11 protein-coding genes are annotated in these 13,359 nt (G+C 50.7%); all 11 read right to left on the bottom strand.

The genetic code is table 11. The annotated features are described in order from the left end of the window. Window positions 1–2: 2 nt before the first annotated feature. The 11 genes from argF to PHR44_04620 all read right to left on the bottom strand — a co-directional run bounded on the left by argF (window position 3) and on the right by PHR44_04620 (window position 13,324). Window positions 3–923: an ornithine carbamoyltransferase gene (gene argF, locus PHR44_04670; protein ID MDD4909957.1), complete on the bottom strand. Its 921-nt coding sequence runs from the start codon at window positions 921–923 to the stop codon at window positions 3–5. Continuing rightward, a complete protein-coding gene (locus PHR44_04665; protein MDD4909956.1) occupies window positions 920–2,092 on the bottom strand; it encodes an aspartate aminotransferase family protein in 1,173 nt (390 codons plus the stop codon). The genes argF and PHR44_04665 overlap by 4 nt, the downstream gene beginning before the upstream one ends. Continuing rightward, entirely contained in the window at window positions 2,089–2,937 is an 849-nt protein-coding gene (gene argB / locus PHR44_04660) for an acetylglutamate kinase (GenBank protein MDD4909955.1), read from the bottom strand. Before argB ends, PHR44_04665 begins: the two co-directional genes overlap by 4 nt. Before the next feature lie 13 nt (window positions 2,938–2,950). Beyond that, complete coding sequence (argJ, locus tag PHR44_04655; GenBank protein ID MDD4909954.1) at window positions 2,951–4,102, bottom strand: bifunctional glutamate N-acetyltransferase/amino-acid acetyltransferase ArgJ; 1,152 nt, start codon at window positions 4,100–4,102, stop codon at window positions 2,951–2,953. A 19-nt stretch (window positions 4,103–4,121) separates the two neighbouring features. Beyond that, window positions 4,122–5,087, bottom strand: a complete 966-nt coding sequence (gene argC, locus PHR44_04650; protein MDD4909953.1) for an N-acetyl-gamma-glutamyl-phosphate reductase — start codon at window positions 5,085–5,087, stop codon at window positions 4,122–4,124. A 101-nt stretch (window positions 5,088–5,188) separates the two neighbouring features. Beyond that, on the bottom strand, window positions 5,189–5,584 hold the full coding sequence (gene rpsI, locus PHR44_04645) for a 30S ribosomal protein S9 (GenBank protein MDD4909952.1): 396 nt from the start codon (window positions 5,582–5,584) through the stop codon (window positions 5,189–5,191). A 6-nt stretch (window positions 5,585–5,590) separates the two neighbouring features. Beyond that, complete coding sequence (rplM, locus tag PHR44_04640; GenBank protein MDD4909951.1) at window positions 5,591–6,022, bottom strand: 50S ribosomal protein L13; 432 nt, start codon at window positions 6,020–6,022, stop codon at window positions 5,591–5,593. Window positions 6,023–6,046: 24 nt separating this feature from the next. Beyond that, window positions 6,047–6,577 carry a hypothetical protein gene (locus PHR44_04635; protein ID MDD4909950.1) on the bottom strand — a complete coding sequence of 177 codons (531 nt, stop codon included), beginning with the start codon at window positions 6,575–6,577 and terminating at the stop codon, window positions 6,047–6,049. A 33-nt stretch (window positions 6,578–6,610) separates the two neighbouring features. After that, window positions 6,611–7,165, bottom strand: a complete 555-nt coding sequence (locus PHR44_04630) for a methyl-accepting chemotaxis protein (protein MDD4909949.1) — start codon at window positions 7,163–7,165, stop codon at window positions 6,611–6,613. 16 nt (window positions 7,166–7,181) lie between these two features. Continuing rightward, entirely contained in the window at window positions 7,182–7,736 is a 555-nt protein-coding gene (locus PHR44_04625) for a SurA N-terminal domain-containing protein (GenBank protein ID MDD4909948.1), read from the bottom strand. 107 nt (window positions 7,737–7,843) lie between these two features. Further along, window positions 7,844–13,324 (bottom strand): Ig-like domain-containing protein, encoded by a 5,481-nt coding sequence (locus tag PHR44_04620; protein MDD4909947.1) that lies wholly within the window; start codon window positions 13,322–13,324, stop codon window positions 7,844–7,846. Window positions 13,325–13,359: the final 35 nt, after the last annotated feature.

Raw genomic sequence — 13,359 nt, 5'->3', positions numbered from 1 at the left:
CTCTACACCTTACCCTTCTTCAGCAGCATCAGAAGTATCGCCTTCTGCACATGCAGGCGGTTTTCCGCCTGGTCAAAGACCACCGAATTTTTACTATCAAGCACATCGTCAGTCACTTCCTCGCCCCTATGGGCCGGCAGGCAGTGCATAAATATATAGTCCTTTCTGGCGCAAGAGGCCAGTTGTTTATTGACCTGAAAATCCCTGAATATTTCCTTTCTCTTCTGCGCCTCTTCCTCCTTGCCCATGCTCGCCCAGACGTCGGTATAGATCACGTCGGCTGAATTCGCGGCGTCTTTGGCGGAATGCGCGACAGAGACCTTGCTGCCCGTGATCTTGCCGAGTATCTCCGCCTCCTCCAGAATATCCTTATCCGGCCCATAGCCGGCGGGAGACGCCACCTTTATATGCGCGCCCATCTTGGCGCAGCCGACCATAAGCGAATGGCACACATTATTTCCGTCGCCTATATAAGCCACGCTGACCCCCTTCAACCTGCCCTTTTTCTCCTGTATGGTATAAAGGTCTGCTAATGCCTGGCAGGGATGCAGAAGGTCGCTTAAGCCGTTTATCACGGGCACTGACGCGCTTTTTGCCATCTCAATGACATTCCTATGCTCATATGTCCGCAGTACAATGGCATCCACGTAGCGAGAAAGCGTCTTTGCCACATCCGCTATGGACTCGCGCACCCCCAGGTCTATTTCTTTAGGGCTCAGGTATATTACATTGCCGCCCAATTGATACATACCCACTTCAAAGGATACGCGCGTCCTGTTTGACGGCTTCTGAAAGATAAGCGCCAGCGTCTTATTCTTTAAACTCCGCGCTATCTTTTTGCCCTTTAACCTGTCGGTCAGGTTAAATATCCTGCAAACATCGTTTGAGCTTAATTCGCTGACGGAGATCAGGTCCTTTTTCATATTTTCAACGCCCTGTCAAGTATGCCCAACGCCTTATCTATCTCTTTTTCGCCAACGCCTAAGGCGGGCATTATCCTTAAAACATTTTCCTGCGTGCAGTTTATCAACAAACCGTTATCCCTGCACAGCTCCACTATTTTATTCCCTTTGATCTTCAATTCTACTCCAAGCATCAATCCTATGCCCCGGACATCCTGGATGATCTGATGTTTTTCTTTAAGTTGCAGCAAGCCCTGCTTCAGGTAATCCCCTTGTTTACCGGCATTATTGAGCAGTTTACCCTTATCAATCGCCTTGAATACCCCCAATGCCGCCTTGCAGACCAGGGGACCTCCTCCGAATGTTGAGGCATGAGACCCTGGAGGCAGAGTATCGGCGATCTCCTTTTTAGCCAGCATCATACCTATAGGCAGGCCCCCTCCCAGGGACTTGGCAAGAGTGACCACATCGGGAACAATGCCATAATGCTGGAAACAAAACATCTTGCCTGTCCTGCCTATACCGGTCTGCACCTCATCAACTATCATAAGCAGCTTCTTCTCGTCGCAGATCCTTCTTACCGCGTTTACAAATTCCCTGCCGGCAACGTTTATGCCGCCTTCGCCCTGTATCAGCTCCAGCATTACGGCAACGGTCTTATCGCCTGCCGCCTTCTCTACCGCCTGAATGTCGTTGAAGGCGACTGTCTTGAATCCCTCCGGAAGCGGTTCAAACCCTTCCTGGTATTTTTTCTGGCCGCAGGCGGCAATATTTGCCAGGGTCCTGCCGTGAAATGACTTTTCAAAAGTTATGATCTCGTATCTTCCCCTCCCGAACCTGCGCGCAAGCTTAATGGCTGCTTCGTTGGCCTCTGCTCCGGAATTGCAGAAAAATACCTTCGCGGGGAACGACCAGTGTATTACCTCGCGCGCCAGCCTTGCCTGCTGAGCGTGAAAATAATTATTGGGCACAAAGATCAGTTTTGATACCTGGTCGCGTATGCCGGACACTACGTCCGGATTGCAATGGCCGACATTGCCCACGCCCCAGCCCGGAAAAAAGTCCAGGTATTTCCTGTTGTGTATATCCCACAGATACGAACCCTTGCCCTTGACGAAAATCAAAGGCACCTTCGTGTATGTGGGCATTATGCATTCGCTATATGTATCAAAGATCTCTTGTTTATTCATTTAACGATTTCGGTCCCGATGCCCTGGTCAGTGAAGATCTCAAGCAGCAGCCCGTGAGGCGTGCGCGCGTCTATTATATGCGTCTTTTTCACGCCTTTATCCAGGCACAATATACAGGCGGAAACCTTGGGTATCATACCCTCCTGTATCACCTTGCCGCCTATGAGGCTCTTTGCCTCTTTTACCGTAAGCGTGGACAAAAGAGAATTTGGGTCTTCCGCGTTCCTCACTATGCCCTTGACATTAGTAAGCATGACCATCTTTTCCGCCTTGAGCGCGGCGGCTATATTAGAGGCGGCCTCATCGGCATTTACGTTGTAGACATTATTACTCTTATCCCTTCCCATCGGGCAGACAACCGCTATCCTGCCTTCGGAAAGCTCCTTCTCCATGATCTCCGCCTTCACTGATGTCACGTGGCCGACAAAACCAAGGTCTATCTCTGATGCCTTCTTCTCTACCGCGATCAGGTCCTTGCCGTTCAACCCCGCGGCTGAACCGCCGCATTTTTTCAACTCGGAGACTATCCCCGCGTTCAAACTCTCCAATTCTTCTTCCACTATCTTCAAGGTCCTGGCATCGGTCACCCTCATGCCGTCCACAAAATCCGTCTTCTGGCCCTCGGTCTTCATCCTCTCGGAAATGTTCGGGCCCCCGCCGTGCACAAGCACCGGCCGCAGGCCCATATAGCTGAGGAAGACTATGTCCTCCAGAATAGAGCGCCTTATCTTTTTATCGCCGAGTATGCTGCCGCCGTATTTTATCACTATTGTCTTCTTGTGAAACCTCTTGATATAAGGCAGCGCCTCAATGAGGACCTCCGCCTTCTTTATCGCCTCTTCCATATTTTATCCCGCCTTAACTGTAACTCGCGTTGATCCTGACGTATTCCGGAGATAGATCGCAAGTATACACTACCGCTTCATGTTTGCCGCTATTCAGATATATGTCGACATTCACCTGCTTATCCTTCAAACGGCTTACGCGTATATCTAAATCACTTTCTTTTATGCCTATACCGCAGGAGCCGGCTGCCGCGGCTATCCTGCCGGGATTATGATTTTCGCCATAGACAGCGGCCTTGAACAGGTTTGAATTTGCCACGCTGAAAGCGCACCTGCGCGCGTCACTAATGCTCCTGGCGCCGACGGCCCTTACGCGTATAAGCTTAGTGGCGCCCTCGCCGTCTTTTACCAGCATCAACGCTATCTCGCGGCTCAGAAATTTCAACGCCTTAAGGAATACCGCGTAGTCCCCGCTGCCGGCCTTTATGCGCTTATTACCGGCAAGGCCGTTTGACATAAAGAAAACCGAATCGTTAGTGCTCATGCATCCGTCTATGGTTATGGAGTTAAACGACTCTGCAAGGCACAGGGAGGCGGCCTTTTTTAACGCGGGCTTCTCAATATAAGCGTCGGTCAGAAAAAAGGCGAGCATCGTAGCTGCCGGATGCACGTTGAGCTGCGGCGCCAGCATGCCGGCGCCTTTAGCGGACGCGCTGATGGTTACGTCCTTTGAACCTATCTTAAACCGCACAGCCAGCTTCTTATCAACGGTGTCAGTCGTCATTATTGCCCTGGCAAAACTGCCGAGGCCGCCTGTGGAAAGCCGCCGCGCCAGGTCAGGAAGCGCGCTTTTGACCTTGTCCAAAGGCAGGGCCTTGCCTATAATGCCGGTTGACGCGGCCAACACGCCTTTCCTGTCTATACCCAGGGCATCCGCGGTAAGATCAGCCATTGCCGCGGCGTCACGCCTGCCTCTTGCTCCCGTAAGGCAGTTGGCGTTCCCGCTGTTTACGATGATCGCCTGTATAAACTCATTTCTTCTTAAGCGTTCCTTATCAACGATGACCGGCGCCGCCTGGATCTTGTTGCCGGTAAATGCCGCGACCGTCAATGCCGGCATTAGTGAATAAACCAGGCCCAAATCTAACTTGCCGCTCTTCTTTATGCCGCAAGAAATACCTCCTGCCTTATATCCAATAGGCAAAACTGCATTTTTTAGTATCACCACATTCTCCTCTACTTCCCTAAACCAATGCCTCCGTTTCAGGGAAACCATGCATTATATTCATATTCTGCACTGCCTGCCCTGACGCGCCCTTCACAAGATTGTCTATAGCCCCCAGAACGATGACGGTCCTGTCCTTCGGCGAAACCCTTATCGCTATATCGCAGAAGTTCGTATTAACCACATTCTTTATCTCAGGCAGCGTATCGCCGCCTAAAACCCTTATAAACGGCTCGCGCTTATAGAACTTCTCATAAATGGCTGTCAGCGCGGCGGCGCTTTTGCTATGCTTTAACCTGGCGTACGCGCTCACATAGATACCCCTGTTTAAAGGAAGCAGGTGCGGCACAAATGTAACTGAGGCCTTGTGCCGGCTGAGCCTTGAAAGGGCCTGGTTTATCTCGGGATTATGGCGATGACAGGCAACCTTATACGCCTTAAAGTTCTCGTTGCTTTCGGAAAATGAGTATTCCAGCTCCTGCCTTTTTCCCGCGCCGCTTACGCCTGATTTCGCGTCAACAATAAGCGAACCCGGTTCAACGAGGGAACCGGCCACCAACGGGGCAAGGGACAAGATCGCCGCGGTAGCGTAGCATCCGGGATTGGCAATCAGGCGCGCCCCTTTTATTTTCTCTCTGTTTAATTCAGGCAGGCCGTAAACCGCCGCGCTGTTAAACCTGTAGTCCGCGCTCAGATCAATGACCCGCTTGCCGTATTTAAGTATCGCCGGGACATAGGACGCGGCCAGGCCATGCGGCAGGGACATAAAGACAAGGTCGCAGCATTCCTTTATGCCGCTTAATTTTACCCCGCCGCACTCCATGCTTAATATATTTTTCAGCCAGGGAAAGATCTCTTCTATCCGCTCGCCTGTATCCCGGCCCCTGGCGAGATAGGTGATCCTCACGCCCTTATGCCTGAGGAGGATCCTGATCAATTCTCCACCGGTATAACCGCTTGCCCCGATAATGCCGACCTTTAACATTCTTATTTTCTCCTCGAGTATTAACTTATGATAAAAGAAAAAGCCTATCTCGTCAATATATTTTTCGTCGAGATAGGCCTGTTTTCCAAGAAATATTTATATTAACGCTTAGTCCACTGGAAGCGCCTGCGTGCCCCCTTCTGCCCGAACTTCTTGCGCTCTTTCATACGGGCATCGCGCGAAAGAAATCCGCTTTTCTTGAGTATCTGCGACAGCGAATCATCCGCCTTCAACAGCGCCCTGGCGATACCCAGCCTCAGCGCCCCTGTCTGGCCTGATATCCCGCCGCCGGAAACCTTGGCAACGCAGTCAAACTTCTTTAAGGTGTTAGTCGCTGAAAATGGCTGCTGTATGACGATCCTGTCTGTCTCTCTCTTGAAATACCCTTCCAGCGGCCGCTCATTGACCGTGATATTGCCCTCTCCGGAAACAAGGATTACCCTCGCTACCGACTCCTTGCGCCGGCCGGTGGCCGTATATTTAATGACCTCTTCCATGTATCTTTAAACCTCCAGTGATGTTGGTTTCAATGACTTTGAGTAACCCTGTTCGCCGGCGTAGATCTTAAGCCGCCTGAGCATACATCTGCTCAACGCGGAAGTGGGCAGCATCCTCTTCACGGCCAGCCGCATAACCTGCTCAGGCCTTGCTGCCAGCATTTTTCCCAACGGGACCTCGCGCAGCCCCCCGGGATAGCCGGAATGCCTCCTGTATAACTTCTGCTCCATTTTGGCGCCTGTAACCTTGATATCCGCGGCGTTTATCACGACTACGCAGTCGCCCGTATCCATATAAGGAGTAAAAGTGGGCTTATGCTTGCCCCTAAGCAGGGTTGCCGCTTTAACGGCTACCTTGCCCAGTATCTTCCCTTTGGCGTCCAGAAGGTACCATTTACGTTTGATCTCGGATTTCCTGGGTATTGTCAATATCTTCATAAGAGTAGAAAGTATAACATAAAATCAATGATTTGTCAATTTTTTATTCAGGGAGTGCTCTACGTAAGCCGAAAGCACCTCCTGCACCTTCTCCGGAGCGGGCACGGCAAAATAACGGGACAGGATCGCGTGCGCTGTTTCGTGCGCCAGCATGCCCGGGGTCATCCTCTCCAAAGATATATATATGGTATTCCTTTCGTAAAAATAAAATGAGTCCGCGTCCGCCCCCGCTCCATAAAGCTCCCGTAAAAGCGCCTTAAGGCTGTTTTTATCCGGCAGGACCTCCAGGTTGATCTGAAAGCTGTACATATGGATATCCAGGATATCGGAGACCTCAAGATACAGCGTATCCAGCGTATTCTTTAATATGTCTTTCGCGTCGGAGGCGCCCTTATTGAGCGCTACGTCCGGCTGGCGTAAGCTTTTTATATCCAGCTTCTCAAGCGCGCGGTAGATATCGCCGCCGCCCCGGATATTAGCTTTGAAATACTTGCTCGTTACCTCGTCGGCAAAAGCCCATCCCTGAACAGAAAGGCATAAGAGGACGGCGGACAATAAGCTTAAATCTCTTCTGATAAGGCGCGGCATTTAGATCTTGAAATAATTCAGGGCGTCTTCTAATTCCTTTAATTTGCTTTCAACCGCTTCTTTGTTATACTGCGGCTGCCGCAATAAATCGCGCAGCTGCGACGCCTTTTCCTTTACGGCCTTGTGTTTATCCCTTAAGGAACCCGACAGTTCGGAAAGCGCGGATGCCAAATGCTGCAACTGGTCATTTTCCCTGATCTTAAAACTCGGGGTCAGATCGCCGCTTTTCAATATATCTATTTCCCTCTTCATTCTATAAAGCGGCCCGGCTATTCTGTGCGAGATAAATAAGGTCAGGACGCTGACGGCGACCGCCGAAAACACGGTGGCGATAAGCAATGTCTGAAGCAGTATGGGGAATATAAAATCAGCGCTCCCCTTTACCATGACCCTGGCATTCTCGATCGTAACGGTGGTAGAGCCCCGGGAAAGGAATATTATAAAAAAACTCAATACCAAAGACGACAAGACAACGATCAGGCAGAACTTAAGGATAAATTTCGTCTGGAACTCCTTATCAATAAAATAATTCCTTCTTAATCTCCTCTTATCCATATCCATAACCGCCCCCCTATTTTACTTCAATATTCAATAATTCCCGTCCTATCTTCACGCTTGACTTCTCTCTCAAGGAATCCGTCCATCCGGAGAGCGCTTCCGTCCCTTTATTCTGCAGGATCATAAACTTTATCTGCCCGTAGGCCTCTTCCAGCGTCTTCCCGGAGAACTCCGCGTCGCGATGGGCGTCGTAATATTTTTTGATCTCCCTGTCATCCACGGCTAAATTAATGGAAAGTTCCCTGGCCTTCCTGTCCAGCATCAACTTAAGCAGCGACTGCTGCCAGAAGAGTTCAACGTCCTGCAGGAATTTCGGGCTTTTATCCAGCCCCTCTCTCTCCGCCTCTCTCAGGATAAGCTTTCTGGTAATAAAATTATCCAGGAATTCTTTTTTTGCCGACGGGTCTGAGGTTTTCGCGAAGAAAGAATTATTAAAGGCGTCTTCAAATTCGGCTGCCGTGATCTTCATCTTGTCGATCTCGATGGCGACAGGCGACCCCTGTTCTTTCCCCTGACATCCGCTGATCAGAAAAAGGATAAATAAAATCAGATAGAATCGTTTAATCATGGCATACCTCCCTTTTGGGTAATTTTAGCATAAAAACAGGTAAAGACAAAGGGGTTTTCAGAAACAGGGGGAATTGCTGAAGATCGGGAAATTAAGGAAGGATCGCTTTATTTCTCTATAATATTTATACTGCCTTTCTTGAACCACCCTAAGAATCTTGCCTCCCCGGAGCCAACGCGCTCTGTCGCGGCAAGAGACATATCTTTAGGGCCGGCAAATTCATCATTGAACCTGAATGCCCAATCAATACCTATGCCGGTTGTGCCTATAGTATATACTTTCGTCCTTGAACAATTCAGGGTGCCATACCTGTTCTCGATCCTGTTAGCGGATTCGGGATCAAAGCCTTCCGACCATCTACCGTCATCATCTATAATACGCAGTTTTCCATCAGCCGGCACATACAGCGCCCTGATCGTCTTCGTCCCATCGCTGATGAGAAATTCCGCGAAGGCGATGTCTTCCCTCGCGCTATTATCTATATATGTTGTCTTGAATATATATTCGCTGCCGACATTAAAATCACCCTCCGCGGGCGAAAGCGACAGATCGACAGACGGGGTCTCCCTGACCTTGATATAATCCACTTCAACCCGGATATCTCCTGCCGGAACGCCATCCTTGAATTCAGGCAGATATGCCACAGGGTCTATCCTTATGCGCTTTATCATGCCTGACCAATTAATATCCTGCGGGCCCATTGTAATCGTATACACTCCGTCTGTACCTATGGGAACGGCCTTGTACCTCTCCTGGCTGAAGTCCTCGCCTTCTCTCACCCAATATAACTGCAGGTAGGCATTCTTAAGGCTGGGGAATACATCCAGAGAGGCATCGATCTTAAGTTTTATCTCTATGGATTTATATGTATCTGCGTCTATCTCCTGTCCCAAAGGCCCGAATATAAACGGATCCTTTCCGGTTACGCGCATTTTCAGCTTTCCGCCCTCCACCTCAAAATCGCCCGTTTCTTCCCCTATCTGCCTATTCGGCGACCATCCCTGTTTATTGCCGTCAATGTCAAACAGCCACTCGGGGGCCTCGGGCGCGGGCCGCGAATTAAAGAAACGCACATAGTCTATCTCTATGCTCATATCTTTATCGGCTCTCACTGCCGGGTCGTAGCGCAAAGACACTATCCTCTCCTTCCAATTGGCCTCCTGACTTAGATCAAGTGTGGCGGTATGGAAGATCCCGTCCGCATTGATCAGGAAATTCTTCACCCCTGAGATCCACGCGTTATTCGCGTCCTTCGCGCCCCAGTATAGCTGCGCCGCCTCATATTGCGGCGCGGCGGAAGCGTAATCGTCCGGAGTGGCCCTGTACCTTATCTGGACATACGGGAACGTGGCCGCGGAGAAATCTACTCCGCCGGAAGTGGACATAAACGGATCGGAGCCGGTAAGGCGGGTATTTAACGTCCCGGATGAAATCTCTTCATTGTATGATACCGTAAAGTCGGAAAGAGAGTTCCTGGGTATCCAGCCTTCGGGATTGTCGGCCTCGTCAAACTCCCAATGAGGCACTATATCATCCCTGCCGGAGGCCGGAGAACTTGAAAACCGGATATAATCTATCTCCACCTCGCCGTTTGAGCCCACTGTGGGGTCATAACGGAAAGATACGATCCTCTCGCGCCACTGGGGCTCCCGGCTTAAATTGATATCGGCAACATGCCAAAGCCCGTCTGAAATAATGGAGAAATTCGCGTATCCCGGGATCCAGTTACTATTGATATCCCTCGCGCCCCAATGCAGCTCTGCCGCGTGCCCTGACTGGGCCCTGTACCTTATCTGAAGGTAAGGGAAGTTGTCCGCCGGGAAATTAACGCTGTTGACTGACATATAAGGATCCGCGTTCGTTACGCTTGCCAACAACGTCCCGGACGATATGTCTTCATTGTATGATACCGTAAAGTCGGAAAGTGAATGCCTGGGCGTCCACCCTTCCGTATTGTCGGCCTCGTCAAACTCCCAGTAATGAGGAGCCAGATGGTCGGTGATCTTTATATAATCTATCTCCGCATAGAGATCCGCTCCCGCCAACTCACCGGACCTGAGTTCAGACACGCTCAGGAGCGGATGTATCCTTAGGCGCTTTACTATACCCGACCAATTATCATCCGATCCCAGGGGGATCGTAAGAGTATGATATTGCCCGTCCGGCTCTATAGGCATAACCTTCATTCTGCTGGCGCTGTAACTTTCGCCATCCCTGATCCAGAGCAGGCGCATGCGAGGGTCATTCTGCAGGCTTGGGAAAGCGTCTAAATCACCGCTTATCCTGTATTTTATCTCAACTCCCTTTGCCGCGTCAGCATCTATATCCTCTCCCAGCGGGCCGTACATATACGGAGTAATGCCGGTTACTCGCGTTTGCATCCTGCCGTCCTCTACGACTGGATCGTCAAGGTAGCGATAAGGCGACCACCCCTGGGCATTCCCGTCAATATTAAACGACCACTCGGGTAGATCAGTTACGGGCGGACGGTAATGGGAAAAACGGATATAGTCCACTTCTACCGCGCCGCTTGAAACGCCTTCCACGGGGTCATAACGCAGGTACACGATGCCGTCTTTCCAATTAGCCTCCTGGCTTAAGTCAATGCTGGCAACATGCCAAAGCCCGTCTGAATTGATCGAAAAATCCTTTGTTCCGGCGATCCAGTTATTACCCGCATCCCGCGCGCCCCAGTGAAGCTGCGCGGCATCAGCCAATTCACCGGTTGGGGAGCCCGGTATGACCCTGTATCTTATCTGAACATGCGGGAAGGTAACGGCGGAGAAACTAACCCCATCCCTGATATACATGGAAGGATAACCGCCGGTAATCTCGGCCTTGAGGCGTCCGGATACCACCGCGGGCAGGCCTTCGACAGCCGATAGCGAGTGCTGCAAAACCCATCCCTCCATATCGCCATCATCATCAAATTCCCAACGCGGGCCATACAGCTGGTCTATGATCCTGATATATTCTATCTCTACGTTTGCCCCCAAACCTGTCGCGCCTTCAATGGGATTAAACCTCAAATACGACAGATCGCCCGACCATTGCGGGATGCCGCTGAAATCAATATCATAGGTATGGAACTGGCCGTCGGCGATTATATTAAAAGCGGAACGCGGGTAACTGCCGTCTTTAAGCCAGGACACAGAGGCAACCCTGCCTTTATCAACCTTCATCCTGATAGAAATGCCTTTATAGCCGTCGGCATTGAACGTAAAGACCTGATTGGGATTCTCATAACCGATCTCCATAAAGGAATTGCTGCCCGTAACCCTGGTCTTAAGAGTGCCGTTGCTTATCTCAAAATCGGACATATGAGTTGTCTGATCGTCAAAGACGTGGTTTCTCCAGCCGCCTGCCTCTCCCTCTTCATCAAATTCCCATACGGGGGCAGCGGCCGATGAGGCGACCAATTTTATATAGTCCACTTCCACTTCAACCGGCTCGCCAATTATACCCGGGCTGCCCGACATCGTGGGGTCAAAACGGAAATACACTACCTCGCCTTGCCAATAAGGATTGGTAGAAAGGTCTATTGAATACGTATGGAACAATCCGTCTGTCTTGATCGGAGCCGGCAATTGCAGGCGGTGATGAACTATCTGCCCCCCTAATTCCCTGCGCCAGAATATTTCCGCGCTGTTGCTGCCGCCTTTTAAACGATATCTTATCTCAAGCCCTTTATAAATATCGGCATCAATTGATACGCCCCCTATATCCATTATCGGATCATTACCGGTAACCTCTGTTACAAGCTTGCCGTTATCAAACGTAAATGGGGTAGCGATGTTCCCATGCCCGGACCAGCATTCGGCATTATTATCATTGAATTCCCAGTCAGGCGATGAAGACGGCCCCATATCAGTAAATCTTATATAATCTATCTCTATTTCGCCTACTGCCGCCTCGCTGACAGGATAGAATGATATACCTGTAACGTTCCCCTGCCAATCAGGGTGTTCGCCTAAATAGACATTGGCTGCGTGGAATCTGCCGTCGCCGATTATGGGAAAATTTTCCTGCCCGCGTATCAAATCTCCCGTATTCTCATTAACGGCATCTGTTGCCCAGGACAACTGCGCTGTTATACCGCCAGAAACCCTGTAGCGCACTCTCAGGGTCTTAGCAGCCGAGGTGCTGATATTCAAACCGGACGGTCCGGTCATCACAGGTTCCGCGCCGTCAAAATCGGCCTTATATGTCCCGGATGATATGGCCGGAACACCCAGGCCGCCGCCGTTGACCCAGCCCTCATTATTCCCTTCGGTATTGAATTCCCACGATAATACCGGCTCATTGGCGGCCTCATTGACCGCGACAGCCCACTCGTAAACAGCCGGCAGCGATGATTCATGGCCGTCAGAAACTTCCACTTTTAATGTATGCCTGCCGGCCGCCTTGAAACCGGGAGAATAAGTATAAGAACTTGCTGTTTCGGTAGCCGCTGATATGGTGCTTACCGTTATTTGAGATACCCTGTCGTTATCCAGGGACCATGTGTAAGTCAGCTGTGTATCATTGCTATCAAAGGCAACAACGCTAAAGACCATTGTCGAGCCCTCGATCATAATCTGATCTGTTTCAGAAGGCAGGGCTGACTTGATCTCGGGAGAAGCAGCCACCTCCCAGCTTACTTCTGTCGGGGCCTGTTGTTCGTTGCCGTCATTATCTTTGCCGACGACTGATAAGGTGCGCCTTCCTGCCGGTATATTATCTAATGAAATGGGTATGTTGACGCCGCGGTAGGAAGTGTATTCCGCGTCTGTATCAAGCTTATATTTGTATTCATACACATCATTCTGGTTGGTTACCCTGATGGTGGCCGAATGGCTGTAAAGTGTGCCTGTGGGCACGGTAGCGGCATCAAGCACTGCCACAGGTAAAATATCCACCGCCCAGGTCGCGACCGTAGGATCGTTAATATCCTGCCATCTATTATCCACTACCAAGGTAGGGCCGCCGATGACTGATACAGTATATCTGCCTTCCCCTAATCCGCTTAAGATAATCCTGGGGTTGGATATACTCATTACACCAGACTGATCCCAGCTGCCTAAGGTGCTGCCCCTGTCGATCTTTACCTTATAATAATTGACCCCCGCGCCCCCGACTGTGATAGTTACAGAAGTCGCTTGGGTCGGATCAGAAGGCACGCCGCTTAAGGTAGCCCTGGGCCTTGCCCCGGGCGAATACGTGCGCGAGAGCGTTACTGATTCTGTGTTGGTATTGGCTGAGGCATCCTGGGCAACGCCTTCGGGTATCTTTATGGTGACCACCCCTGCTGCTGAGGCTGTGACTGTAAAGCTGTAGTTTGTGCCTGAGCCTGAGAGGCCTGAGACAGAGCCGTTGGTAACAGTGATCTCTGTGGCAAGAAGCCCTGTGACGCTTTCAGAGAAGACTAATGTTACAGGTATACTTGCTGAGCTGGTCGGCTCTGAGGCGGTCGTGGTCAATGAGGTGATCGTAGGACGAGTCGTGTCAGGAGGCGCCGGCGAATACGTGCGCGAGAGCGTTACTGATTCTGTGTTGGTATTGGCTGAGGCATCCTGGGCAACGCCTTCGGGTATCTTTATGGTGACCACCCCTGCTGCTGAGGCTGTGACTGTAAAGCTGTAGT

The sequence above is a fragment of the Candidatus Omnitrophota bacterium genome (assembly GCA_028707125.1).
Taxonomy (GTDB): domain Bacteria; phylum Omnitrophota; class Gorgyraeia; order Gygaellales; family JAQTUX01; genus JAQTUX01.
Note: the sequence above shows the minus strand (reverse complement) of the source record. Positions and strands in the feature narration are given on the sequence as shown.

Bases quoted from the DNA above. Each gene is read 5' to 3' on its own strand.
- argC (MDD4909953.1), bottom strand. From the start codon at position 5,087: ATGTTAAAGGTCGGCATTATCGGGGCAAGCGGTTATACCGGTGGAGAA.
- argF (MDD4909957.1), bottom strand. From the start codon at position 923: ATGAAAAAGGACCTGATCTCCGTCAGCGAATTAAGCTCAAACGATGTT.
- PHR44_04665 (MDD4909956.1), bottom strand. From the start codon at position 2,092: ATGAATAAACAAGAGATCTTTGATACATATAGCGAATGCATAATGCCC.
- argB (MDD4909955.1), bottom strand. From the start codon at position 2,937: ATGGAAGAGGCGATAAAGAAGGCGGAGGTCCTCATTGAGGCGCTGCCT.
- PHR44_04625 (MDD4909948.1), bottom strand. From the start codon at position 7,736: ATGATTAAACGATTCTATCTGATTTTATTTATCCTTTTTCTGATCAGC.
- rpsI (MDD4909952.1), bottom strand. From the start codon at position 5,584: ATGGAAGAGGTCATTAAATATACGGCCACCGGCCGGCGCAAGGAGTCG.
- PHR44_04630 (MDD4909949.1), bottom strand. From the start codon at position 7,165: ATGGATAAGAGGAGATTAAGAAGGAATTATTTTATTGATAAGGAGTTC.
- rplM (MDD4909951.1), bottom strand. From the start codon at position 6,022: ATGAAGATATTGACAATACCCAGGAAATCCGAGATCAAACGTAAATGG.